Source organism: Oceanimonas pelagia (assembly GCF_030849025.1).
In the GTDB taxonomy this organism is placed as follows: Bacteria; Pseudomonadota; Gammaproteobacteria; order Enterobacterales; family Aeromonadaceae; genus Oceanimonas; species Oceanimonas pelagia.
The window spans coordinates 294,130-318,212 of sequence record NZ_CP118224.1 but is presented as its reverse complement, the minus strand read 5'-3'; the positions used below and the strand labels follow the sequence as shown (position 1 = coordinate 318,212).

Sequence of the window (24,083 nt, the reverse complement as noted above, 5' to 3'; positions counted from 1 at the left end):
ACCATGACCCTGCGCACACAACAATGGCTGGAGGCCGACCGCAATACCGTGTTTCACGCCTCGACCCCCCTGGGCCAGTATGCCCGGGGCGAGCTGAACGGACGCATCGTTACCGGTGCCGAGGGCATTCGTATTAAAGACTCGGAAGGCAACGAGCTGATTGACGCCTTTGCCGGCCTGTATTGCGTCAATATCGGCTATGGCCGGGTGGAGATGGCCGAGGCCCTCTATCAGCAGGCCAGAAAGCTGGCTTATTACCACACCTATGTGGGCCACAGCCACGAGGCGCTGATTGAGCTGTCACGGCGCATTCTCGCCAAGGCCCCGGCGGGCATGAGCAAGGTCTACTACGGTCTGTCGGGCAGCGACGCCAACGAAACCCAGATCAAGCTGGTGTGGTACTACAACAATGTGCTGGGCCGTCCGGAAAAGAAAAAAATCATTGCCCGGGAGCGAGGCTACCACGGCTCCAGCGTGGCCGCCGGCTCGCTGACCGGTCTGCCGCTGTTTCACGCGCACTTTGATCTGCCCATGGAGCGCATTCATCACACGGTGGCGCCCTATTATTATCGTCGTGAAGACAGCACCATGAGCGAGCAGGCGTTTTCCCGCTGGTGCGCGGACCAGCTCGAGCAGAAAATTCTGGCGGAGGGCCCGGACACGGTGGCCGCCATGATCGCCGAGCCGGTGCTGGGCACCGGCGGTATCGTGCCGCCGCCGGCAGGCTACTGGAGTGAAATCCGCAAGGTGCTCGACCAATACGACATTCTGCTGATCGCCGATGAAGTGGTGTGCGGCTTTGGCCGGCTGGGCGCCGAGTTCGGCTCCATGTACTACGACATGCGCCCCGATCTGATGACCATCGCCAAGGGCCTGACCTCGGCCTATCAGCCGCTTTCCGGGGCGATTGTCGGTGAAAAGGTATGGAAAATACTGGAACAGGGCACCGACGACTGGGGCGCCATCGGCCACGGTTACACCTATTCCGGCCACCCCATGGGCGCGGCGGCGGCGCTGTGCAACCTGGACATTATCGAGCGGGAAGGCTTGGTGGCGAACGCCGAAAGTACCGGCGCTCATCTGCAGCAACGCATGCGGGACACCTTTGCCGGCCACCCCCTGGTGGGCGAGTGCCGGGGCATTGGCCTGCTGGCGGCGCTGGAGTTTGCCGCCGATCCGGCCAGCCGCACGCCACTGGACCCTGCCCTCAAGGTGGGTCCGCGCATCGCCGCCGCCTGCCTGCAGCAGGGGCTGATCGCCCGGGCCATGCCCCACGGCGACATTCTCGGCTTTGCGCCGCCGCTGGTGGTCACTCCCGACGACATTGACGACATCGTCGCCCGCACCGCCAAGGCGGTCAATCGCGTCACCGACGAGCTGGTGCGCAGCGGCGAATGGCGTCCGGCCAGGGACTAACCATGCAAGACGTAAGACGCAAGACGTGTAGGTTGTGATGGGCGAAGCGAACCACAACACGAAGGCGACGATGAAATCGTTGTGAATTAACTACGTTCATCGCCAACCTACGGTCTGGAATGAAAAAAGGGCCTGTCATGGACAGGCCCTTTTTCGTTTTCAGAGCACCGGCTTGCCTGATGAACATATACAGACAATACCGGTGCTGCACGAAGCAGCGGCAGGGATTACCGGAGCCAACCGTCACATGCCATGGACGGCATGTGCCGAGCGTCCCATGGATGGGCTTGAAGCGTGTTGGCGCAGGTAACCCTGCCGATGTTTCGCATGGCAGACTCTGCTTTCCTGTTAACGCTGCGGACGCAGGGTCGGGAACAGGATCACGTCGCGAATGGTGTGGGAGTCGGTCAGCAGCATCACCAGACGGTCGATGCCGATACCCTGGCCGGCGGTGGGCGGCAGGCCGTGCTCCAGCGAGGTCACATAGTCCTCGTCGTAGAACATGGCTTCGTCGTCACCGGCGTCCTTCTGCTCCACCTGATCACGGAAACGCTGCGCCTGATCTTCGGCGTCGTTCAGCTCGGAGAAGCCGTTGGCGATCTCGCGGCCACCGATGAAGAACTCGAAGCGGTCGGTGATGCTCGGATCCTGATCGTTGCGCCGGGCCAGCGGCGACACTTCCGCCGGATATTCGGTGATGAAGGTCGGCTGGATCAGGCGGTGCTCGGCGGTCTCTTCAAAGATCTCGGTGATCACCCGGCCCAGGCCCCAGCTCTTCTCGACCTTGATCTTGAGATCCTTGGCCACTTCACAGGCGCTTTCAAAGGTCGCCAGCTGGTCCAGGGTCACTTCCGGGTTGTACTTGAGGATGGCGTCCTTCATGCTCAGGCGCGCGAACGGCTTGCCGAAGTCAAAGGTCTCTTCGCCGTATTTCACCTCGGCGCTGCCCAGCACCTCTGTGGTCACGGTGCGCAGCATTTCCTCGGTGAAGTCCATCAGGTCGCGGTAGTCGGCGTAGGCCCAGTAGAACTCCATCATGGTGAACTCGGGGTTGTGCCGGGGCGACAGGCCTTCGTTACGGAAGTTGCGGTTGATCTCGAACACCTTCTCGAAACCGCCCACCACCAGCCGCTTCAGGTACAGCTCGGGCGCGATGCGCAAATACATGTCCAGATCCAGCGCATTGTGATGAGTGATGAACGGACGGGCCGAGGCGCCCCCCGGAATCACCTGCATCATGGGGGTTTCCACTTCCATGAAGCCGTGGTGGTTCATGAACCGGCGGATGGCGGCCATGACTTTGGAGCGCACCACAAAGGTCTGACGGGACTCTTCATTGGTGATCAGATCCAGATAACGCTGGCGGTAGCGGGTTTCCTGATCCGACAGGCCGTGGAACTTTTCGGGCAACGGGCGCAGCGCCTTGGTCAGCAGCTTGAAGTTGTCCATATTGACGTAGAGGTCGCCCTTGCCGGACTTGTGCAGGGTGCCGGTGACGCCGATGATGTCACCGATATCCAGGCCGTTGTACTGCTCCTTGATGAAGGCCTGGGCCTCCTTGGTGGCATAGGCCTGAATGCGGCCGGACATGTCCTGCAGGGCCAAGAAGGGGCCGCGCTTGGCCATGATGCGGCCGGCCACGGACACCACCTTGCCCAGCGCTTCCAGGCTGTCCTTGTCCTGTTCGCCGAATTCGGCCTGCAGGTCAGCGGCCAGGTGCTCCCGGCGAAAATCGTTGGGGTGACCGTTGGCCGGGCAGTCCTTGCGGATCTGCTCGAGCTTGGCCCGGCGCTCGGCAATGAGCTTGTTCTCGTCTTGTTGCTGCTCTGTGGTCATGATTAAGCCTTGTTTGAATCTTTTTATTTACAGCCCGGACTTGAGGCTGGCTTCAATAAACTTGTCCAGGTCGCCGTCCAGCACCGATTGGGTGTTGCGGGTTTCCACGCCGGTGCGCAGATCCTTGATGCGGGCGTCGTCGAGCACGTAGGAACGGATCTGGCTGCCCCAGCCGATGTCGGACTTGCTGTCTTCCAGCGCCTGCTTCTCGGCGTTCTGCTTCTGCAGCTCCAGCTCATAGAGTTTGGCCTTCAGCTGCTTCATCGCCTGATCGCGGTTCTTGTGCTGGGAGCGATCGTTCTGGCACTGCACCACGATGCCGGAAGGCTCGTGGGTAATCCGCACCGCCGAGTCGGTCCGGTTAACGTGCTGACCACCGGCGCCGGAGGCGCGGTAGGTGTCGATGCGCAGATCTGCCGGGTTGATCTCGATCTCGATGTCGTCGTCGATTTCCGGATACACGAAGGCGGAGCAGAACGAGGTGTGACGGCGGCCACCGGAGTCAAAAGGAGACTTTCGCACCAGGCGGTGCACGCCGGACTCGGTGCGCAGCCAGCCGTAGGCGTATTCACCGGTAAAACGCACGGTGGCGGACTTGATGCCGGCCACTTCGCCTTCGGACAGTTCGATGATCTCGGTCTTGAAGCCGCGGGACTCGCCCCAGCGCAGGTACATGCGCAGCACCATGTTGCACCAGTCCTGGGCCTCGGTGCCGCCGGAGCCGGCCTGCAGGTCGAGATAGCAGTCGGAGGCGTCCTGCTCGCCGGAAAACATGCGGCGGAACTCCAGCTCCTCGAGCTTTTTCTCAAGGCCGGCCAGATCGGCCTTGGCTTCCTCAAAGGTATCTTCGTCTTCTTCTTCCACCGCCAGCTCGACCAGGTCACCGATGTCGGTGATGCCCCGGTCCAGCTCGTCCAGGGTTTCCACCACGGTTTCCAGGGCGGATCTTTCCTTACCCAGTGCCTGGGCGCGCTCGGGCTGGTTCCACACATCCGGCTGTTCCAGCTCGGCGTTTACTTCTTCCAGACGCTCTTTCTTGGCGTCGTAGTCAAAGGTACCCCCTAAGAAGCTGCGCCCGTTCAGACAGCTCCTTAAGTTTGTTGTACACAGGGTTTGTTTCAAACATGGACTGACAGACTCTCTGTTGACTGAGTGAGTGATTTGGCGCTCGCCAAAATGAGGCACTTATTCTACCCAAAGCCGGGCCCAAACGCAGCAGCAGAGGCCCATTTTAGTAAAGCGGCGGTGACTTGCCGGTCACCATTTTATTCGCCTCTTGCCACCGCCACCCTCCATCTTTGTGCTAATACTCTAAGTGGCATTGCGGTTTTATGCCCCAAATGAGTAACGCTATTTCGCATCGCCATTCAAGAGGACATGATTATGACAGGCAAAGGAACAACGGCCCTGCTGACCGCCGGTATGCTGATGGCGACCAGCCTTCAGGCAGCCACCCTGGACGACGTCAAACAGCGGGGAGTGCTGAAGTGCGGTGTTAACAGCGGCCTGCCGGGCTTCTCCAACCCCGACGACAAGGGGGTATGGAAAGGGCTGGACGTGGATTTGTGCCGGGGCATTGCCGCCGCCGTGTTCAACGACGCCGACAAGGTGCAGTACATTCCACTCAACGCCAAGGAGCGGCTCACCGCGCTGCAGTCGGGCGAGATCGATGTGCTGTCGCGCAACACCACCTGGACTTCCAGCCGCGACACCGAGCTGGGCGTCAACTTCACCGGCATCAACTATTACGACGGCCAGGGTTTTCTGATCAACAAAAACCTGGGAGTCACCAGCGCCAGGGAGCTGGATGGCGCCGCCATCTGCATTCAGTCGGGCACCACCACCGAGCTGAACGTGGCCGACTACTTCCGCCGCAACGGCATCAGCTATAACGCCGTGGTCTTCGATACCTCGGAGCAAACCGTGCAGGGGCTGGAAGCGGGCCGTTGCGACGTGCTCACCTCGGATTTGTCCCAGCTCTATGCCCTGCGCATCAAGCTGTCCAAACCCGAAGACGCCGTGGCCCTGCCCGAGGTGATTTCCAAGGAGCCCCTGGGGCCCTCGGTGCGCCAGGGCGACGATCAGTGGTTCAACATAGTCAAATGGACCCACTTCGCCATGCTCAACGCCGAAGAGCTGGGCGTCACCCAGGCCAATGTGGACGAGATGAAAGGCAGCGAGAACCCGGATATTCGCCGTCTGCTCGGCCAGGAAGCCGACTTCGGCAAAGGCATGGGGCTGGACAAGGAATGGGCCTACCGCATCATCAAACAGGTGGGCAACTACGGCGAGATCTTTGACGCCAACGTTGGCCAGAACTCCCCCCTCAAGGTGGAGCGCGGCCTGAACCGCCTGTGGACCGAGGGTGGCCTGCAATACGCTCCGCCGGTGCGCTGACACCTTGACCCGGGCCGCCGGAGTGCGGCCCGCTTGCCCACCGTTGCTCAGCCCGTTTTCTGGCTACCGTGAGGGATAACGCCCATGTCATCACCGGTCCCCCCTTCCGCTCCTGCGGTCAAGTTCTGGCGCGATCCGGCCAAGCGCGCCCTGGTTTTTCAGCTGGTGCTGCTGTGTGCCGTCGCCGCCTTTATCACCCTGATAGTCAACAACACTCTGGATAACCTCAGCACCCGTGGCATTACCACAGGGTTTGATTTTCTCGACGATCCGGCCGGCTTTGCCATTGCCCAGTCCCTGATCCCCTACACCGAGAGCGACACCTACGGCCGCACCTTTGTGGTGGGGCTGCTCAACACTCTGCTGGTATCCTTTCTCGGCATTATCGGCGCCACCCTGCTCGGCTTTGTTATCGGCGTGGCGCGGCTGTCGCCCAACTGGCTGATCGCCCGGCTGGCTTCGGCCTATGTGGAGCTGTTCCGTAATCTGCCGCTGCTGCTGCAGATGTTTTTCTGGTATTTCGCGGTGCTGCGCACCCTGCCCGGCCCCCGTGACAGCCTCGGTTTTGGCGACAGCGTGTTTCTCAACGTCCGTGGCCTGTATCTGCCCGAACCATTGCCGGGGGCCGGTTTTCACTGGGTCTGGCTGGCCCTGTTGCTGGCGGTGGTGCTGGCGGTGTGGCTGTTTCACTTCAACCACAAGCGCCAGGAGGCCACCGGCCAGCGCCTGCCGGTGTGGTGGATAGCGACAGGCCTGATCCTGCTGCTGCCGAGCCTCACCTTCGTGGCGCTGGGCTCACCGCTGGAATGGAACTACCCGGCCCTGCGCGGCTTCAACTTTCGCGGCGGCATGACGGTGATCCCCGAGTTTCTGGCACTGTGGCTGTCGCTTACCGTATATACCGCCGCTTTTATCGCCGAAATCGTGCGTTCCGGCATTCAGGCCATTTCCCACGGCCAGACCGAGGCGGCCCATGCCCTGGGCATCAAGGACAGCCTGACCCTGCGGCTGGTGATCATTCCCCAGGCCATGCGGGTGATCATTCCGCCGCTGACCAGCCAGTATCTCAACCTGACCAAGAACTCGTCGCTGGCCACCGCCATCGGCTATCCGGATCTGGTGTCGGTGTTTGCCGGCACCACCCTCAACCAGACCGGCCAGGCCATAGAGGTGATCGCCATCACCATGCTGGTGTACCTCAGTATCAGCCTGTCGGTGTCCTTCTTTATGAACTGGTTCAACAAGCGCATGGCGCTGGTGGAGAGATAGCATGTTCAAGGACACCCTCACCCCGGAGCGCCCGGCTCCGGACGCACGCAAGGGACTGGTGGGCTGGCTGCGCACCAACCTGTTTTCCGGCCCGCTCAACACGGCAGTGACCCTGCTGGGGCTCTACGCCCTTTATCTGATACTGGTGCCCATTATCGACTGGGCCATCGTCAGCGCCGACTGGACCGGCAGCAACCGGGAGGCCTGCACCAGTGACGGCGCCTGCTGGGTATTTATCACCAACCGGCTGCAACAGTTTACCTACGGCTTTTACCCGACCGGCGAGCTGTGGCGCATCAATCTGACCTTTGTGCTGTTTGTGGCGCAACTGCTGTGGCTGGCCCTGCCCCGGTTGCCAGGCAAGATGTGGCTGGCGCCCTTTATGGTGCTGGTATTTCCGGTTATCGCCTGGGTGCTGCTCTATGGCGGCCACTTCGGCCTGGCAGAGGTGCCCACTCACCAGTGGGGCGGCCTGACCCTGACCCTGATACTGGCGGTGGTAGGCATTACCGCCGCCCTGCCCATCGGCACCCTGCTTGCTCTGGGGCGGCGCTCCCACATGCCGATAGTGCGCAGCCTGTCGGTGGTGTTTATCGAGTTCTGGCGCGGGGTGCCGCTCATTACCGTGTTGTTCATGTCCTCGGTCATGCTGCCGCTGTTCGTGCCCGAGGAGCTGACCCTCGACAAGCTGGTGCGGGCCATGATCGGCATCATCTTCTTTCAGTCCGCCTACATGGCAGAGGTGGTACGCGGCGGCCTGCAGGCCATTCCCAAGGGCCAGTACGAGGCGGCCGAGGCGCTGGGCCTGAACTACTGGAAAATGATGGTGCTGATCGTGCTGCCCCAGGCGCTGAAGCTGATGATTCCGGGCATCGTCAACACCTTTATCGCCCTGTTCAAGGACACCAGCCTGGTGCTGATCATCGGCCTGTTCGACCTGCTGGCCATCGTGCAGGCGGGGCTGGCCGATCCCAACTGGCTGGGCTACGCCACCGAAGGCTATGTGTTTGCCGGCCTGGTGTTCTGGGTATTCTGCTACGGCATGTCGAAATACAGCCAGTACCTGGAACGCAAGCTGCACACCGGCCACAAAAAACGTTAGCCGCATCGACTGGAGTAAGTACATGGAAGCACAACAACAGGAAGCCATGGTAACCCTGCGCGGGGTCAATAAATGGTATGGCGACTTTCACGTTCTGCGCGATATCGACCTGACCGTAACCAAGGGCGAACGCATTGTGATTTGCGGGCCGTCCGGCTCGGGCAAGTCCACGCTCATTCGCTGCATCAACCGGCTGGAGGAGCACCAGCAGGGCGACATTATCGTGCGCGGCACCCCGCTCACCAACGACGTCAAGAACATCGAGACCATTCGCCGGGAAGTGGGCATGGTGTTTCAGCACTTCAACCTGTTTCCCCACCTGACGGTGCTGGAAAACTGCACCCTGGCGCAGATCTGGGTGCGCAAGACCCCCAGGCGGCAGGCGGAAGAGATTGCCATGAAGCTGCTGGCCCGGGTCAAGATTGAAAACCAGGCCAGAAAATACCCTGGGCAACTGTCCGGCGGCCAGCAGCAGCGGGTGGCCATTGCCCGCAGCCTGTGCATGAACCCGGAGATCATGCTGTTCGACGAGCCCACCTCGGCGCTGGATCCGGAAATGATCAAGGAGGTGCTGGACGTGATGATCGAGCTGGCGGAAGAGGGCATGACCATGATGTGCGTGACCCACGAAATGGGCTTTGCCCGCACCGTGGCGGATCGGGTGATCTTTATGGACGCCGGCCAGATCATCGAGGAAAACGACCCCGAAACCTTCTTCCACCACCCCCAGTCTGAACGCACCAAGCTGTTTTTGAGCCAGATACTGGGCAACTGAGCCCCACTGGCACCCTTCCGCCGGCAGCGAAGGCGGGGCGTTGCCGGCACCGTCTGGCAGTGATAAATACCACTCAAGATCTTGTCAATGGCGGCCGATAAAGACCGCCACCCACATTTATAAAATATAAAAAATGAACAACCTGAAATTAAAGCACAAAATTCTGCTGAGTTTTGTGGTGGCCATCGTGCTGACCGTGGCCATCGTCAGTGCCCTGAGTTTTCGGGAAATGAAAAGCCTGCTCTACCGGGACAGCGAACAGGCGGTGGCCGTGCTGGCCGAAAAGGAAGCCGCCCGCGTGTCGGAATGGCTGCGCATTCGCCAGGCCATGCTCACCGCCGCCGGCCAGCAACTGGGGGACAATCCCCGCCCGGCACTGCAACTGGTGGAGCAGGCCGGTGATTTTCAGCTGGCCTATTTCGGCACCGCCGACGGCGTGATGATCGACGCCCAGCCCCGGGAACGCAGCGGTTATGACCCCCGTGTCCGCCCCTGGTACAAGCAGGCACAGCAGGAAAACCGCGCCATTGTCACACCGCCCTACGAGGATGCCACCTTTGGCGGCACCGTGGTGACCCTGGCCCAGCCGGTCACCCATGCGGCGGGCGGACTGGCGGGCGTGATCGGCGCCGATGTGGCCATCTCCAGCCTGGTGGACAGCGTGAATGCCATTCGCCTGCCCGCCGAGGGCCAGGCCATGATGCTGAGCCAGGACGGCACCCTGATCGCCTACCAGGATGCCAGCCTGGCGCTGCAGCCGGCCACCCGCCTGGACGAAGAGCTGACCGCCGCCAACCTGTCGCGCTGGCAACGGCTCACTCAACTCAACCCGGTGACCCTCAACGACGAAGCCAAACTGGTCTATGCCCAGGCCATTCCGGACAGTAACTGGCAGCTGCTGTTCATGCTCGACCAGGCGGCACTGGAAGCCCCGCTCACCGGCCTGTTGTGGCGCCAGTTCGGAGTGTCTGCCCTGGTGATCCTCGCCGCCGTGGTATTGATCGGCCTGCTGGTGCAATATCTGCTCGGCCCCCTGATCAAGGTGTCCCGGGCCCTGGCCCAGATTGCCGATGGCCAGGGCGATCTGACCCAGCGCATTGAGCTGCACGGCCGCGATGAAGTGGGCCTGCTGGCCGCCAACTTCAACCGTTTCGTGTCCAGCCAGGCCGAGCTTATCCGGCAAATCCGTCACCAGGCCGAACACCTGGGAGGCAGTGCCGAGCAGGCCTCGGTGCGGGCCAACCAGACCGTAACCGAGCTGGCCCGGGCTCAGCAGGAAGTGACCATGGTGGCCACCGCCGTCACCGAAATGGCCTCGGCCACTCAGGAGATCGCGCACAACGCCGAGCAGACCGCCACCGCGGCCCAGCAGTCCAGTGCCAGCACCGAGCAGGGCAAGCAACTGGTGAACAAGACCCGGGATTCGATCTTTGGCCTGGCCAGGGAAATGGAGCGGGCGGCAGCGGTGATCACCCGCCTCGACCAGCACGCCCACGATATTTCCAGCGTGCTGGCCACCATTCAGGGGGTGGCGGAGCAAACCAACCTGCTGGCGCTCAACGCTGCCATTGAGGCGGCCCGGGCCGGCGAACAGGGCCGGGGCTTTGCGGTGGTGGCCGACGAGGTCAGGGTGCTGTCCCAGCGCACGCACGCCTCCACCGAAGAAATTCAGGGCACCATAGACACCCTGCAGCAGGCCACCGGCGAAGCGGTGAAGCTGATGCAGGCCAGCCGCAACATGGCCGAGCTGAGCGTGGAAGACGCCGAGGCCGCCGCCCTGGCGCTGGAAGAGATCACCGCCGCCGTGGGGCTGATTTCCGACATGGCCAGGCAGATTGCCACCGCCGCCGAGGAGCAGAGCCAGGTGACCGGGGAGATCACCCAGAACACCACCGCCATCAAGGACGTGTCCGACGAGCTGGCGGGAGATGCCGAGCAGTCGCTGCAGCAGTCAAAAGAGCTGCACCAGCAGGCCGGCGAGCTCAACGGCCTGGTGAGCGCCTTTACCCTTTAAGATGTGAGCGTTGAGGAGTGAAAAGATGAGGGGCGACTCTCCTCACACCTCACTACTCTCCTGTTACAAAGGCGCCAGCCGTTCCACCAGCAGTTGCAGCTGGCGCCGCCCCTTCCACTCGTTCACATCCAGCCTGTACACCAGCTGTACCTTCTGAATGGCGGCGTTGGGCCAGATGCCGAGATCCACGTTGAAGGCGATGGCGTCGATAACGGTGCGGCCCTGGTCCGGGCTCAGCACCAGCTTGAGGTGCTTGTCCCCCACCAGCCGCTGCTGAATAATGCGAAACTCGCCGTCGAACAGCGGCTCGGGAAAGGCCTGCCCCCAGGGGCCGGCAAAGCGCAGCTGCTCGGCCAGCTCCAGGGTCAGCTCGGCGGGAGCGAGTTCGCCGTCGCTGAGGATCTCACCGCTCAGCAGCTCGGGACTGACCCACTCCTCCACCAGTTGCTCAAAGGCGGCCTTGAACGGCGCCAGCGCCCCCTTGGTGATCGACAGGCCGGCAGCCATGGCGTGACCGCCAAACTTGGTGATAAGCCCCGGGTGGCGGCTGCTCACCGCCTCCAGCAGATCCCGCAGATGCACGCCGGGAATGGAACGGCCAGAGCCCTTGAGCTCGTCGTCGCCGGCTTCGGCAAAGGCGATGACCGGGCGGTAATACTGCTCCTTGATACGCGAGGCCACCAGCCCCACCACCCCCTGGTGCCAGTCGTCCTGGTGCAGCACCAGCCCCGACGGCAGTTCGCCGTCGCTGATGCGCACCTTAGCCAGCGTGGCCAGGGCTTCCTGCTGCATGCTGGTCTCAATGGCCTTGCGCTCCCGGTTGAGCTCGTCCATCTGCGCCGCCAGCCGGCGGGCTTCGTTGATATCGTCACAGAGCAGGCAGGCCACCCCCATCGACATATCATCGAGCCGGCCCACGGCATTGAGCCGCGGCCCCAGGGCAAAGCCCAGATCGGACGCCACCAGCCGTTGCTGGTTACGCCCGGAAATGTCGATTAAAGCCTGAATGCCGGGGCGCAGCCGGCCGGCGCGCATGCGCTGCAGGCCCTGATGCACCAGCACCCGGTTGTTGCCGTCCAGCGCCACCACATCGGCCACCGTGCCGAGCGCCACCAGATCCAGGTAATCCGCCATATTGGGCGGACGAATGCCCTGTTGCTCAAACCAGCCCTGCTCACCGAGGGCCGAGCGCAGCGCCAGCAGCAGGTAAAAGGCCACTCCCACCCCGGCCAGATTCTTGGAAGGAAAGTCGCAACCGTGCTGATTGGGGTTGACGATGGCATCGGCCTCCGGGATCTCGTCACCGGGCAGATGGTGATCGGTGACGATCACCCGCATGCCCGCGGCTTTGGCCGCCGCCACCCCGCTGATGCTGGAAATGCCGTTATCCACGGTGATCAGCAGCTCGGCGCCCAGCGCCGTCGCCTCTTCCACCACCTGCGGGCTCAGGCCATAGCCATAATCAAAACGGTTGGGCACCAGGTAGCCGACCCGCTGTGCGCCCATGGCCCGCAGGCCGTGCACCATCAGCGCCGAGCTGGTGGCGCCGTCGCAGTCGAAGTCACCCACGATCAATATGCTGCACTGATCATTCAGCGCCTGCCTCAGCAAGCGCACCGCTTCACTCATGCCCTTGAACACCGGCTTGTGCAGGGCGCTGGCCTGCAGATTGAGCTGCTCCGGCCTGGTCACTCCCCGGCTGGCATACAACCGCTGCAGTATGGGAGAGAGCTCGGAAGGCAACTGGTGAGCCACCGGCGCACGCCGGCGAATGGGCAAGGGGGAAGACACGGACATGGAAAATACTGGCTGTTTAAACAGGCTGGTAACACTAACCGGGCAAGGTGAAATTTGCAACGCTCCCGCCGCAGGCGATTATCCTCGAGGATGATGCTCCTCATGCAGGGCGTTAAGGCGATGGGTGGCCACATGGGTGTAGATCTGAGTGGTGGACAAGTCCGAGTGGCCCAGCAGCATCTGCACCACCCGCAGATCGGCGCCGTGGTTGAGCAGGTGGGTGGCAAAGGCATGGCGCAGGGTGTGAGGCGACAGCTCCTGGGTAATGCCGGCCCGCAGGGCGTAATGCTTGATACGGTGCCAGAAGGTCTGGCGGGTCATTTGCCGGGCCCGGCGCGAGGGGAACACCACGTCCGAGGATTGCTCGCCCAGCAGCGCCGACCGCCCCTCCTTGAGAAACCGGCCCAGCCAGTACAGCGCCTCTTCTCCCATGGGCACCAGCCGTTCCTTGTTGCCCTTGCCCGTCACCCGCACCAGCCCCTGGCGCAGGCTCACGCTTTCCATCGACAGGCTCACCAGCTCGGTGACCCGCAGGCCGGTGGCATAGAGCAGCTCCAGCATGGCCTTGTCGCGCAGCTCAAGGGGATCATCGGCTTCGGGGGCGTCGAGCAGCGCCGACACCTGTTGCTCGCTCAAGTCTTTTGGCAACCGTTTGGGCAGCTTGGGGCCGGCAATCAGGGCGCTGGGATCATCGGCGCGCAGCTGCTCCCGGTGCAGATACTGAAAAAACCGCCGCAGCACGCTGAGCATGCGCGCGGTGCTGCTGGCCTTGAAGCCGAGGTCGATACGATGGGCCAGGTACTGTTGCAGGGTCAGGCCATCCACTGCCAGCAGGCTGCCGCCCTCGCCGTCCAGCCAGGCGGCGAAGTGGCCGAGATCGCTGCGATAGGAAACCAGAGTGTTGTCGGACAGCCCTTTTTCCAGCCAGAGGGCGTCGATGAATTGCTCGACCAGCGGATGACTCATGTTGACTCCCTACTCCGCCTGCACGGCGGCTTCTGTTATGATGGCGCCATTCTCAAAAGAGCGAACGGAGCCCCATGAATATCGGTTTGTTTTACGGCTCGACCACCTGCTACACCGAAATGGCAGCCGAGAAAATTCGCGATCAGCTCGGTGCCGAGCTGGTCGACCTGCATAATATCAAGGATGTGCCGCTCAAGCGCGCCGAAGACTACCCCATTCTGATCCTGGGCATTTCCACCTGGGATTTCGGCGAACTGCAGGAAGACTGGGAATCCCACTGGGACGACATCGACACCCTGGATCTGAGCGGCCAGGTGGTGGCGTTGTTTGGCATGGGCGATCAGCTGGGTTACGGCGAGTGGTTTCAGGATGCGCTGGGCATGCTGCACGACAAGGTGGTGGCCCGGGGCGCCAGCATCGTCGGCTACTGGCCCAATCAGGGTTACGAGTTCGAGGCGTCCAAGGCGCTCACCGACGACGGCAAATATTTTGTGGGACTGTCGCTGGACGAAGCCAACCAGTACGACAGCACCGACGAGCGTATTCAGACCTGGGTGGCGCAGATCCTGGATGAAATCGCCGCGCTCTGAGCTCCTTGCCCCCGCAACGAAAAAAGCGGCTTAACGCCGCTTTTTTCATGCCCGTTCAACGGCTCAGGCCGTGACCGGCTGCGACGCCTTGCCACCCACCAGGCCCACCAGGGCGGCAATGGCGGTGGGCAGCACCCAGGCCATGCCCACACCAAACAGCGGCATAAAGTCGAGCAGGCTCATGTCGAGGCCGGCGGCCTGCAGACCGTCGAGCAGGCCAAAGAAGAAGGCCACACTCATGATCAGGCGAAAGGCAAACACCGGGGCGCGCATCAGCGGGCGCAGGAAGGTGGCCACCACCAGGGCGATGGCCACCGGATACAGGGCCACCAGAATGGGCACCGACACACTGATCAGGGTGTTGAGGCCCACATTGGCCACCAGCATGCAGGCGGCGGCAATGCCGATCACCCAGCCCTTGTAGCTGCCCTTGCCGGTCAGGTTGTGAAAGTAATCGGCACAGGAGGACACCAGGCCCACCGCCGTGGTCAGACAGGCCAGGGTGACGATGGCCGAGAGGATCCACAGCCCCGGCGCGCCGAACAGCGACAGCACATAGGCGCTGATGATCTCGCCGCCATTGCCGGCGTCCGCCACCACCCCCTGGCTGGTGCCGCCCAGCACAAACAGGGAGATATACACAAAGCCCAGGCCGGCGGCGGCGATCAGCGCCGCCGCCATCAGGTAGCGGGACTGGGCGCGGGTTTCGGTCACCCCCTTCTTGCGCAGCACATCCAGGATCAGCATGGCAAACAGCAGGGATGCAAATGTATCCATGGTGTTATAACCCTCGATAAAGCCCTTCACAAAGGGCTGGGCCATATAGGCCTCGGTCACCGCCGGCTGCGTGCCCTGCGGGTTCACAAACACCGCAATGGCCAGGGCTACCAGCAGCAACAGCAGCAGCGGGGTGAGCAGCTTGCCCACCGCTTCCAGCAACCGGCCCTGACTTAAGGACAACAGCAGCGCCACCCCGAAAAAAACCAGGGTATACAGGGTCAGCGCGCCCTGGCCGGGGTTGTCGAGAAAGGGTTTGACGCCCATTTCATAAGCCACCAGGCCGGTACGGGGCGCGGCAAAGGCCGGGCCGATAATAATGAAAATGGCGCTGCCCATCAGGGTTATGGCCAGCGGCGGCAGGTAACGGCCCATCACCGGCAGACCGCCGCCGGCCAGGGCCGCGGCCACCAGGCCGGCCAGGGGCAGGCCCACCGCCGTGGTCAGAAAGCCGAACATGGCGCTGGTCAGATGTTCACCGGCAAGGAAACCGGCCAGGGGGGGGAAGATGATATTCCCGGCCCCGAGGAAAAAGGCGAATGTCATGAATCCGAGACCCATAACATCGAAAGTGGACAATGACTTTTTCAAGACAAACCTCGTGGCGGCAATGCGCATTATGAAAGTTTCGTTTGGAAACTAACAAAACAAACAAAACGATGCGCTGCCGTTTGCGGCTTGTAAAATACTAAAAACTGGCAGCGCGCGAGCTGCCAAGTAGCATAATGATGTGAAAATTATCTTCAATACAAAATTTACATCTTAAGGTAGAAGGGCGACACCAGACCTTTGTATATGTCGCCATATCCACCTTCAGCAGTATTTATGACAATTTCACCGCGCTTTAAACAGTTTTTGATCCTGCCAAAGCGTAGCAAAAAACGACCCGGATTTTTGCCCTCCCGCGTGACAACCTGCTGCTGCTCCAGTAAAAACAACCCATTTGAGTCTGCGTGAAGCAGGGCTTCCTCCCGCGCCTGCCAGGGCAGCACCAGACACAGCTCGCCGGCCTCGCTCAGCAGCCGCTCACAATGGGCAAACAAGGCCGCCAGGCTCAGGCTGCCGCCGTGGCGGGCACTGGCCCGGGCGGCGCAGTCAAAGTGTTGTCCCGGCGCAAAATAGGGGGGATTGGAGACGATCAGTTCAAAGGGCGCGGCCTCAAACTGCTGCAGCGCGCCCTGCACTATGCTTACCCGTTCCGGCCAGGGCGAGGCCGCCACATTGTCGGCAGCCTGCCCCGCCGCCGCTTCATCCAGTTCCAGCCCGGTGATATGCACCGCCTCACCGCCCCGCTGGGCCAGCATCAAGGCCACCAGCCCGGAGCCGGTGCCCACATCCAGAATGCGCCGGCCTGGTCCCAGGGGAGCCCAGGCCCCGAGCAGAATGCCGTCGGTGCCCACTTTCATGGCGCACCGGTCGTGATTGATATGAAATTGCTTGAGGGTAAAACCGCGGCCGGCCATGGTGATCCTGTGAGTATTTTGCTGGAAGTTCGCCTATAATACTCGGCCATTTTGGCTGACGGAATTGAACATGAGCAGTATGACCTTTGAGCAACTGGAGCTGGACCCCATTCTGGTTCGCGCCCTGGCCCGCATGGGCTATGCCAGACCCACCACCATTCAGAGCCAGGTCATACCCGAAGCCATGAGCGGCCGGGACATCATGGCCTCGGCCCCCACCGGCACCGGCAAGACCGCCGCCTTTCTGCTGCCGGCCTGCCAGCACCTGCTTGACTTTCCCCGCCGCCAGGCCGGCCCGGCCCGGGTGCTGGTGCTCACCCCCACCCGGGAGCTGGCCAAGCAGATTGCCGACGACGCCAAGGCCCTGCTCAAGGACACCGGCCTGCGGGTGGAAACCATTACCGGCGGCGTGGATGCGGAAAAGCACCTGCCGGCCCTGACCAAGACCACCGACATTGTCGTGGCCACCCCGGGACGCCTGCTGCAATACATAGACGAAGAATCCTTCGACAGCCGCGATATCGAAATGCTGATCCTCGACGAAGCCGATCGCATGCTCGACATGGGCTTTATTCAGGACGTGGACCGCATTGCCGCCGAGGCCCGCTGGCGCCGCCAGACCATGCTGTTTTCCGCCACCCTGGAAGGTCGCGGCCTGATGAAGTTTGCCGCCGATATTCTCAAGGAGCCGGTAGAGCTGTCTGCCGAGCCACCGCGCAGCGAGCGCAAGAAAATCACCCAGTGGCTGCACCTGGCCGACGACGCCGAGCACAAGTTTGCCCTGTTACGCCACCTGTTGCGCCAGCCCGACGTCACCCGCAGCATCGTGTTCGTGAAGACCCGGGAACGGCTGATGGAACTGGCCAGCCGGCTGCAGCAGGAAGGCCTGGACAATGCCTGGCTGCGCGGCGAAATGGATCAGGAAAAACGCTTTGAGGCCCTGCGCCGCTTTCGCAACGGCAAGGTCAACATTCTGGTGGCCACCGACGTCGCCGCCCGGGGCATTGATCTGCCCGAGGTCAGCCATGTGATCAACTACGACATGCCGCGCACCGCCGACGTTTACGTACACCGTATCGGCCGCACCGGCCGCGCCGGCCGCAAGGGCATTGCCATCAGCCTGGTGGAGGCCCACGACATGCCCATGGTGGTCAAGGTGGAGCGCTACACCGAGCAAAAGCTCAAGCGCCGGGTGATCGACGAGCTGCGTCCCAAACACAAGGAGGCGACGGTGGCGGTGCGCAAAAAGAAAGAAGCCGACGGCAAGGGCAAAAAGGCCGCCCAGCCCAAGAAGAAGGTGCGCCTGCGCGACAAGAAGGCCAAGGGACAGCCCCGCTGGCTGAAGGACAAGGGCGGCCGGGAAGAATAAATACCGCCCTCGCGGCTATGCTGAAAGGCAGGCCACTGCAGGACACCCCCATGAAAACCTATCAGGGACAGGAGCGGCGCTGCATTCAGCGCCGCGTCATCATCGACCGGCGCGCCCTGGTGCGCTGGGAGCCCGCCAACCCCGACCGGCGCCAAGACCATGGCCGCCGCCGCACCGACTATCACCCTCAATGGCTGTAAGCCACGTGTGAATGGCGGTGCCCGGCCCATAAAAAAACCGGCCTCACCGGCCGGTCAAACAAAAGAGAGAGTCAAAAAAGGGAATTGCTGAAACTCAGTAGACACATCCTTATAGAGCCGTTCCACGCGCCAAAGGTTCCCGCCCTTTTTCACTTTTTTCAGGCATTCTGCTCTTCCCGCTTAAACACCAGCTCGGTGGCACTGGACTCGCTTTCCGCGAAGTAATAACCGGCGGTATCGAAACCGGTGAGCTGGCTCACTTCGGTCAGCCGGTTTTCGATAATGTATCTGGCCATCATGCCCCGCGCCTTCTTGGCGTAGAAGCTGATGATCTTGTACTGGCCGTTTTTGCAGTCCTTGAACACCGGCGTCACTATCTGGCCTTCCAGCTGGCCGGGCTTCACCGCCTTGAAATACTCGTTGGAGGCAAGATTGATCAGCACGTTGTCGCCCTGCTCCGCCATGGCCTGGTTCAGGGCGTCGGTGATGATATTGCCCCAGAAGGCATACAGATCCTTACCCCGGGCATTGTCGAGCCGGGTGCCCATTTCCAGCCGGTAGGGCTGCATCAGATCCAGCGGCCGCAACACGCCATAGAGGCCCGACAGCATGCGCAAATGGGCCTGTGCAAAGGCAAAGTCGTCGGCGCTCAGGGTCTCGGCGTCCAGACCGGTGTAGACATCACCCTTGAACGCCAGCAGCGCCTGCTTGGCATTGTCGGGAGTGAACTCGGGCGTCCAGTCGGCAAAACGGGCGGCGTTGAGACCGGCGAGCTTGTCGCTGATCTTCATCAGCTTGCCGATCTCCGCCGGGGTCAGCTCACGGGCCCGCGCAATCAGCTCCGCCGAATGTTGCAGCAACTCGGGCCGGGTGTAATCGGCAATCACCGGCGGCGTATCAAAGTCCAGGGTCTTGGCGGGCGACACCACTATCAGCATAGGGTCCTCAGGATTCGATGGTTACGTTGTCAAACAGGCCGGAGTCGAGCCCGCCGCCGCCCTGCAGCTTGATCATCAGCCGCAGATCGTTGGGGGAATCGGCGTAGGCCAGGGCTTCGGTGTAGCCTATATGCTGGCGCGTATAGAGGTCAAACAGCGCCTGATCAAAGGTTTGCATGCCCGCCTCGCGGGACTTGCCCATGATCTCCTTGAGCCGGTGCATGTCGCCCTGGCGAATGACGTCGGCCACGATGGGGGTGTTCAGCAATATTTCAAAGGCCCCCCGGCGCTGGTTGCCGTCCCGGGTGGGAATAAGTTGCTGGGCCACAATGGCCTTGAGGTTGAACGACAGATCAAACAACAGCTGACGGTGCTTGTTTTCCGGCACCAGGTGCATGATGCGATCAATGGCCTGGTTGGCATTGTTGGCGTGCAGGGTAGCCATGCACAGGTGGCCGGTTTCGGCGAACGACAGCGCATACCCCATGGTTTCCTCGGAGCGGATTTCACCAATCAGAATCACGTCCGGCGCCTGACGCAGCGAGCTTTTCAGGGCCGCATCGAACGACTCGGTGTCGATGCCCACTTCCCGCTGGGTAATGATCGACTGATCGTGCTGGTGCACGAACTCCACCGGATCCTCAATGGTGAGGATATGACCGCCGGCATGGCGGTTGCGGTGGCCGATCATGGCCGCCTGGGTGGTGGACTTGCCGGTGCCGGTGCCGCCCACAAACAGCACCAGGCCACGCTTGGCCATGGCCACCTCGCGCAGCACCTCGGGCAGGTACAGCTCTTCAAAGGTGGGAATGCGGCTCTCAATGCGTCTGAGCACCATGCCGGCCTTGTCCTGCTGCCAGAAGGCGCTCACCCGGAACCGGCCGTGCTCATCGTCGTGAATGGCGAAGTTGGCCTCTTTCTCCCGGTGAAAGCGCTCCCGGCACTCGTCGGTCATGCAGGATTCCACCAGCGCCAGCGCCTCGCCCTCGCTCAGCGGGTGGTCGCCGATGGGCAGCATTTTGCCCTGACTCTTGATGGTGGGCGCCACCCCCACCGAAATGTACATGTCCGAGGCCTTACTCTCGCACATTCTGCCCAGTAATGAAGCCAGCTCCATTGTTCCCTCCGCTTAAGTCATCAGATGCTCTGGGGATCCACCGCCTTGGCACGGGCGTCGGCGGGCGATACCAGACCACCGGCCACCAGCCGCTTCAGCGACTGATCCATGGTCTGCATGCCGTGGGCCATGCCGGTCTGGATCACCGAATACATCTGCGCCACCTTGTCTTCCCGGATCAGGTTGCGAATGGCCGGGGTACCCAGCATGATCTCGTGAGCCGCCACCCGGCCGCCGTTTATCTTTTTCAGCAGGTTTTGGGAGATCACCGCCCGCAGCGACTCCGACAGCATGGAACGCACCATGTCTTTTTCGGCACCGGGAAACACATCGATGATACGGTCGATGGTCTTGGCCGCCGACGAGGTGTGCAGGGTGCCAAACACCAGGTGGCCGGTTTCAGCGGCGGTAAGCGCCAGCCGAATGGTTTCCAGATCCCGCAGTTCGCCCACCAGAATGATGTCGGGATCTTCCCGCAGCGCCGAGCGCAGGGCGTTGCTGAAGGAGTGGGTATCGCGGTGCACTTCCCGCTGGTTGACCAGGCACTTCTTGTTGTCGTGCACAAATTCGATGGGATCCTCGATGGTCAGAATGTGCTTGTTGAAGTTGTCGTTGATGTGATTGACCATGGCCGCCAGGGTGGTGGACTTGCCCGAGCCGGTGGGGCCGGTGACCAGCACCAGGCCACGGGAATATTCGGCAATGCGCTCAAAGATCTCCGGGCCACCCAGCTGCTCCAGGGTCCACACCTCGCTCGGGATCACCCGGAATACCGCCGCCGCGCCCCGGGCCTGGTGGTAGGCGTTCACCCGAAAGCGCGCCAGCCCCGGCAGCTCAAAGGAAAAGTCGACCTCGAAGTTTTCTTCCAGCTCCTTGCGCTGGCGATCATTCATGATGTCGTACACCAGCCGGTGCACCTCCCGGTGATCCAGCACCGGCAGGTTGATCTTGCGCACCTCGCCGTCCACCCGCAACAGCGGCTGCACGCCGGCGGAGAGGTGCAGATCGGAGGCATTATGCTTTACACTGAACGCCAGTAATTCGGTAATGTCCATATTTTGTCCCCGTCGCTTGAGCCTGAATCGAATTTATTCATATGAGTACTATTGCACAGCATTTGCAAGACGTTCACACCCGCCTGGCCCAGGCCGCCACCCAGGCCGGCCGTGCTTCACAAGATATCACCCTGCTGGCGGTGAGCAAAACCAAACCCGCCGCGGATGTGGAGGCGGCCTGGGCCGCCGGCCAGCGCTGGTTTGGCGAGAACTACGTGCAGGAAGCGGTGGATAAAATCACCACCCTGAAAAAGCGCTGTCCCGACCTCGTCTGGCATCTTATCGGCCCGCTGCAGTCCAATAAAAGCCGGCTGGTGGCCGAGCATTTCGACTGGGTACAGACCGTGGACCGGCTGAAAATCGCTCAGCGCCTCAACGATCAGCGTCCCCCCCATATGCGCCCACTCAATGTCTGTCTGCAGGTCAACGTCAGTGGCGAGGCCAGCAAGTCGGGCCTTGCCCCCGCCGAGGCTGAGCTCCTGGCCGAGCAGGTGGCCGCCCTGCCCCGCCTGTGCCTGCGTGGCCTGATGACAATTCCGGAGGCAACCGACAATTCCGAGACCCTGCGGGCACAATTACTAGAGTTGAAGCATCTCTTTGATAGAATGCAGAAAAAACACCCCCAGCTGGACACCCTGTCGATGGGGATGAGCAACGATCTGGAACTGGCAGTGGCCTGTGGCTCCACCCTGGTACGGGTGGGCACTGCCATCTTCGGCTCCCGCAACCCTTGAGTGATCATTGATGGAACACAGAAAACTCGCCTTTATCGGCGCGGGCAACATGTCGCGCAGCCTGATCTCCGGGCTGATCCAGTCCGGCTACCCCGCCGACTGCATTATCGCCGCCAATCCGTCCCGGCCCAAACTCGACGCCCTGGCCGCCGACTTTGGCATTCGCACCACCCAGAACAACCTTGAAGCCGTAACGCAGGCCGAGGCCGTGGTGCTGGCGGTCAAGCCCCAGATGATGGCCGCCATGCTGAGCGAGCTGCTGGCCGCCGGCGCCACACTCGGCGACAAGCTGCTGATCTCCATTGCCGCCGGCATTTCCGTGGCCCGGCTGGAGCAGATGGCCGGTGGTCACACCCGCATTGTACGCACCATGCCCAATACCCCGTCGCTGCTGGGCCTGGGCATGACCGGCCTGTATGCACGGCCGCATGTGGCCGAGGCCGATCGGGCCTACTGCCAGCACATGATGGAGGCGGTGGGCAAGACGCTGTGGGTGGACGAGGAAGACGGCATCAATCAGGTGATTGCCGCCGCCGGCAGCGCCCCCGCCTATTTCTTTCTGTTTATGGAAGCCATGGCCAGACAGGCCGAGCAAAGCGGCTTTTCCGCCGATGACGCCCGCCTGCTGGTGCAGCAGACCGCGCTGGGCGCTGCCAACATGGTGGCCGCCAACCCGCAACTGTCGCTGAGCCAGTTACGCGAGCAGGTTACCTCAAAAGGCGGCACCACCGCCGAGGCCATTCGCCGCTTTAACGACAACGGCCTCGACCGCCTGGTGGCGGATGCCATGGCCGCCGCCGTGGCCCGGGCCCGGGAACTGGAACGCCAGCTTTAAGGACGCACCATGAACACCGCTTATTACCTGATCAACACGGTTTTCGACCTCTACCTGATGGTGGTGCTGCTGCGCATCTGGCTGCAACTGGTGCGTGCCGACTTCTACAACCCCTTCAGCCAGTTCGTGGTCAAGGCCACCAATCCGGTGCTCAAACCCCTGCGCCGGGTGATCCCCGGCTTTTTCGGCATCGACATGGCGGCGGTGCTGCTGGCCCTGATTGTGGCCACGGTGAAGCTGGCCCTGTTCAAGGCCATGAACCTGCTCTATGCCGACTGGAGTACCGTGGTGCTGGTGGGGCTTATCACCGTGCTGAAAAAGGCCGGGGTCATGCTGTTCTGGATTCTGATCATTCGCGCCCTGCTGAGCTGGGTCAGCCAGGGCCGCAGCCAGATCGAATACGTCATGTACCAGCTCACCGAGCCCCTGCTGGCCCCGCTGCGCCGCATCATTCCGCCCATGGGCGGGCTGGATCTGAGCATACTGGTGGCCTTTATCGCCCTGCAGGCACTGAACTGGCTGATGGGCGATCTGTTCGGTCCGCTGTGGTGGCAACTGTAACCGGTGCGGTGCGGCTGCATGAGCAGCAACTGCACCTCCGTCTTTACCTGCAGCCCAGATCCAGCCGGGACGCCTTTCTCGGCCTGCACGGCGATGAACTCAGGGTGGCCATTACCGCCCCGCCGGTGGACGGCAAGGCCAATGCCCACCTGCTGAAATGGCTGGCCAGGCAATGCGGCGTGGCCAAATCCCGGGCGGAACTGGTGGCCGGCCATGGCAGCCGCCACAAAAAGGTGGTGATTGACCACCCGGCTCTAATTCCGCCCGAGTTGGCGGAACTCCTCGGCCTGGCGTCCTAAACTGATCACTAACTGCTACTGGTAATTAAGGAATCGTTATGTTCAAAGCAATGATCGCCGCTCTGGCCCTGCTGTTTACCTCTCAGGCTTTCGCCGAGGAAACCCGCATCGGCGACTGGACGGTGCACTACAGCGCCTTCCCTTCCACCTTCCTGTCCCCGGAAGTGGCCCAGAGCAACAACATTGAACGCAGCCGCTACAACGGCCTGCTCAACATCGCCGTGCTCGACGCCGACGGCAAGCCGGTGCAGGTGGTTCTGAGCGGTGAAGGCAAGAACCTGCTGGGCAACGTGCGCCGGCTGGAGTTTCAGACCATTCGCGAAGGGGAGGCACTCTACTACATTGCCCAGTACCCCTACCGCAACGAAGACAATGTGCTGTTCACCATCGACATTCGCGGCCCCAAACAGGGCGGCGAGCTGAGCTTTCGCCATACCTTCTATACCGAGTGAGACGTGAGACGTGAGACGTGAGACGTGAGACGTGAGACGTGAGACGTGAGACGTGAGACGTGAGACGTGAGACGTAATGGATCTCCTCGTCTTACGTCTTCCCTTTTACGTCTTACATTTC

Annotated in this window: 23 protein-coding genes; 14 read left to right on the top strand and 9 right to left on the bottom strand. The window is 61.9% G+C overall.

Annotation, left to right across the window (positions count from 1 at the left end; all coding sequences use genetic code 11):
• Positions 1-3 precede the first annotated feature (3 nt).
• Positions 4-1,416, top strand: coding sequence for an aminotransferase (locus PU634_RS01515; protein ID WP_306762321.1), 1,413 nt, complete (start codon positions 4-6; stop codon positions 1,414-1,416).
• A gap of 348 nt (positions 1,417-1,764) precedes the next feature.
• On the opposite strand, the gene lysS is transcribed toward PU634_RS01515, so the two are convergent.
• On the bottom strand, positions 1,765-3,252 hold the full coding sequence (lysS, locus tag PU634_RS01510; RefSeq protein ID WP_306762320.1) for a lysine--tRNA ligase: 1,488 nt from the start codon (positions 3,250-3,252) through the stop codon (positions 1,765-1,767).
• A 27-nt stretch (positions 3,253-3,279) separates the two neighbouring features.
• Positions 3,280-4,378, bottom strand: a protein-coding gene (prfB, locus tag PU634_RS01505; protein ID WP_306762319.1) for a peptide chain release factor 2 whose coding sequence is annotated in 2 segments (ribosomal slippage) — positions 3,280-4,302 and positions 4,304-4,378 — 1,098 coding nt in all. Because the reading frame shifts where the segments join, the coding sequence is not laid out codon by codon here.
• A 251-nt stretch (positions 4,379-4,629) separates the two neighbouring features.
• Between prfB and PU634_RS01500 the strand changes: the two genes are divergently transcribed.
• The 5 genes from PU634_RS01500 to PU634_RS01480 all read left to right on the top strand — a co-directional run bounded on the left by PU634_RS01500 (position 4,630) and on the right by PU634_RS01480 (position 10,809).
• A complete protein-coding gene (locus PU634_RS01500) occupies positions 4,630-5,649 on the top strand; it encodes an amino acid ABC transporter substrate-binding protein (RefSeq protein ID WP_306762318.1) in 1,020 nt (339 codons plus the stop codon).
• Between the two features lie 84 nt (positions 5,650-5,733).
• The gene (locus PU634_RS01495; protein ID WP_306762317.1) at positions 5,734-6,918 is read left to right on the top strand and encodes an amino acid ABC transporter permease; all 1,185 of its coding nucleotides are present in this window, start codon (positions 5,734-5,736) and stop codon (positions 6,916-6,918) included.
• A gap of 1 nt (position 6,919) precedes the next feature.
• Entirely contained in the window at positions 6,920-8,020 is a 1,101-nt protein-coding gene (locus PU634_RS01490; RefSeq protein ID WP_306762316.1) for an amino acid ABC transporter permease, read from the top strand.
• Positions 8,021-8,042: 22 nt separating this feature from the next.
• Complete coding sequence (locus PU634_RS01485) at positions 8,043-8,795, top strand: amino acid ABC transporter ATP-binding protein (protein ID WP_442604703.1); 753 nt, start codon at positions 8,043-8,045, stop codon at positions 8,793-8,795.
• A gap of 133 nt (positions 8,796-8,928) precedes the next feature.
• On the top strand, positions 8,929-10,809 hold the full coding sequence (locus tag PU634_RS01480) for a methyl-accepting chemotaxis protein (RefSeq protein ID WP_306762315.1): 1,881 nt from the start codon (positions 8,929-8,931) through the stop codon (positions 10,807-10,809).
• Between the two features lie 63 nt (positions 10,810-10,872).
• Here the strand turns inward: PU634_RS01480 and recJ are convergent, their stop codons facing one another.
• Positions 10,873-12,606 (bottom strand): single-stranded-DNA-specific exonuclease RecJ, encoded by a 1,734-nt coding sequence (gene recJ, locus PU634_RS01475; protein ID WP_306762314.1) that lies wholly within the window; start codon positions 12,604-12,606, stop codon positions 10,873-10,875.
• 78 nt (positions 12,607-12,684) lie between these two features.
• The gene (gene xerD, locus PU634_RS01470; protein WP_306762313.1) at positions 12,685-13,572 is read right to left on the bottom strand and encodes a site-specific tyrosine recombinase XerD; all 888 of its coding nucleotides are present in this window, start codon (positions 13,570-13,572) and stop codon (positions 12,685-12,687) included.
• A 74-nt stretch (positions 13,573-13,646) separates the two neighbouring features.
• Between xerD and fldB the strand changes: the two genes are divergently transcribed.
• The gene (fldB, locus tag PU634_RS01465) at positions 13,647-14,162 is read left to right on the top strand and encodes a flavodoxin FldB (RefSeq protein WP_306762312.1); all 516 of its coding nucleotides are present in this window, start codon (positions 13,647-13,649) and stop codon (positions 14,160-14,162) included.
• A gap of 63 nt (positions 14,163-14,225) precedes the next feature.
• Here the strand turns inward: fldB and brnQ are convergent, their stop codons facing one another.
• Together brnQ and PU634_RS01455 are read right to left on the bottom strand one after the other, a co-directional pair.
• Positions 14,226-15,500: a branched-chain amino acid transport system II carrier protein gene (brnQ, locus tag PU634_RS01460; RefSeq protein WP_306763637.1), complete on the bottom strand. Its 1,275-nt coding sequence runs from the start codon at positions 15,498-15,500 to the stop codon at positions 14,226-14,228.
• Positions 15,501-15,694: 194 nt separating this feature from the next.
• The gene (locus PU634_RS01455; RefSeq protein ID WP_306762311.1) at positions 15,695-16,402 is read right to left on the bottom strand and encodes a tRNA1(Val) (adenine(37)-N6)-methyltransferase; all 708 of its coding nucleotides are present in this window, start codon (positions 16,400-16,402) and stop codon (positions 15,695-15,697) included.
• Positions 16,403-16,472: 70 nt separating this feature from the next.
• On the opposite strand from PU634_RS01455, the gene srmB reads away from it, so the two are divergent.
• Together srmB and PU634_RS01445 are read left to right on the top strand one after the other, a co-directional pair.
• Complete coding sequence (srmB, locus tag PU634_RS01450; protein WP_306762310.1) at positions 16,473-17,771, top strand: ATP-dependent RNA helicase SrmB; 1,299 nt, start codon at positions 16,473-16,475, stop codon at positions 17,769-17,771.
• A gap of 50 nt (positions 17,772-17,821) precedes the next feature.
• A complete protein-coding gene (locus tag PU634_RS01445) occupies positions 17,822-17,971 on the top strand; it encodes a hypothetical protein (RefSeq protein ID WP_306762309.1) in 150 nt (49 codons plus the stop codon).
• Between the two features lie 158 nt (positions 17,972-18,129).
• On the opposite strand, the gene yaaA is transcribed toward PU634_RS01445, so the two are convergent.
• From yaaA to PU634_RS01430, 3 genes are read right to left on the bottom strand one after another with little or no spacing between them, the layout of a single operon-like run.
• Positions 18,130-18,909, bottom strand: coding sequence for a peroxide stress protein YaaA (yaaA, locus tag PU634_RS01440; RefSeq protein WP_306762308.1), 780 nt, complete (start codon positions 18,907-18,909; stop codon positions 18,130-18,132).
• Positions 18,910-18,916: 7 nt separating this feature from the next.
• Positions 18,917-20,026 (bottom strand): PilT/PilU family type 4a pilus ATPase, encoded by a 1,110-nt coding sequence (locus PU634_RS01435; RefSeq protein WP_306762307.1) that lies wholly within the window; start codon positions 20,024-20,026, stop codon positions 18,917-18,919.
• A 20-nt stretch (positions 20,027-20,046) separates the two neighbouring features.
• On the bottom strand, positions 20,047-21,081 hold the full coding sequence (locus PU634_RS01430) for a type IV pilus twitching motility protein PilT (protein WP_306762306.1): 1,035 nt from the start codon (positions 21,079-21,081) through the stop codon (positions 20,047-20,049).
• Positions 21,082-21,122: 41 nt separating this feature from the next.
• Between PU634_RS01430 and PU634_RS01425 the strand changes: the two genes are divergently transcribed.
• Genes PU634_RS01425 through PU634_RS01405 form a run of 5 tightly spaced genes read left to right on the top strand, consistent with a single transcriptional unit; the run spans position 21,123 to position 23,962 of the window.
• A complete protein-coding gene (locus PU634_RS01425; protein ID WP_306762305.1) occupies positions 21,123-21,815 on the top strand; it encodes a YggS family pyridoxal phosphate-dependent enzyme in 693 nt (230 codons plus the stop codon).
• Positions 21,816-21,825: 10 nt separating this feature from the next.
• Positions 21,826-22,650 (top strand): pyrroline-5-carboxylate reductase, encoded by an 825-nt coding sequence (gene proC / locus PU634_RS01420; protein ID WP_306762304.1) that lies wholly within the window; start codon positions 21,826-21,828, stop codon positions 22,648-22,650.
• 9 nt (positions 22,651-22,659) lie between these two features.
• Positions 22,660-23,211, top strand: a complete 552-nt coding sequence (locus PU634_RS01415) for a YggT family protein (RefSeq protein WP_306762303.1) — start codon at positions 22,660-22,662, stop codon at positions 23,209-23,211.
• The gene (locus PU634_RS01410; protein ID WP_306762302.1) at positions 23,199-23,510 is read left to right on the top strand and encodes a DUF167 family protein; all 312 of its coding nucleotides are present in this window, start codon (positions 23,199-23,201) and stop codon (positions 23,508-23,510) included. Before PU634_RS01415 ends, PU634_RS01410 begins: the two co-directional genes overlap by 13 nt.
• A gap of 38 nt (positions 23,511-23,548) precedes the next feature.
• Entirely contained in the window at positions 23,549-23,962 is a 414-nt protein-coding gene (locus tag PU634_RS01405) for a DUF4426 domain-containing protein (RefSeq protein ID WP_306762301.1), read from the top strand.
• Positions 23,963-24,083: the final 121 nt, after the last annotated feature.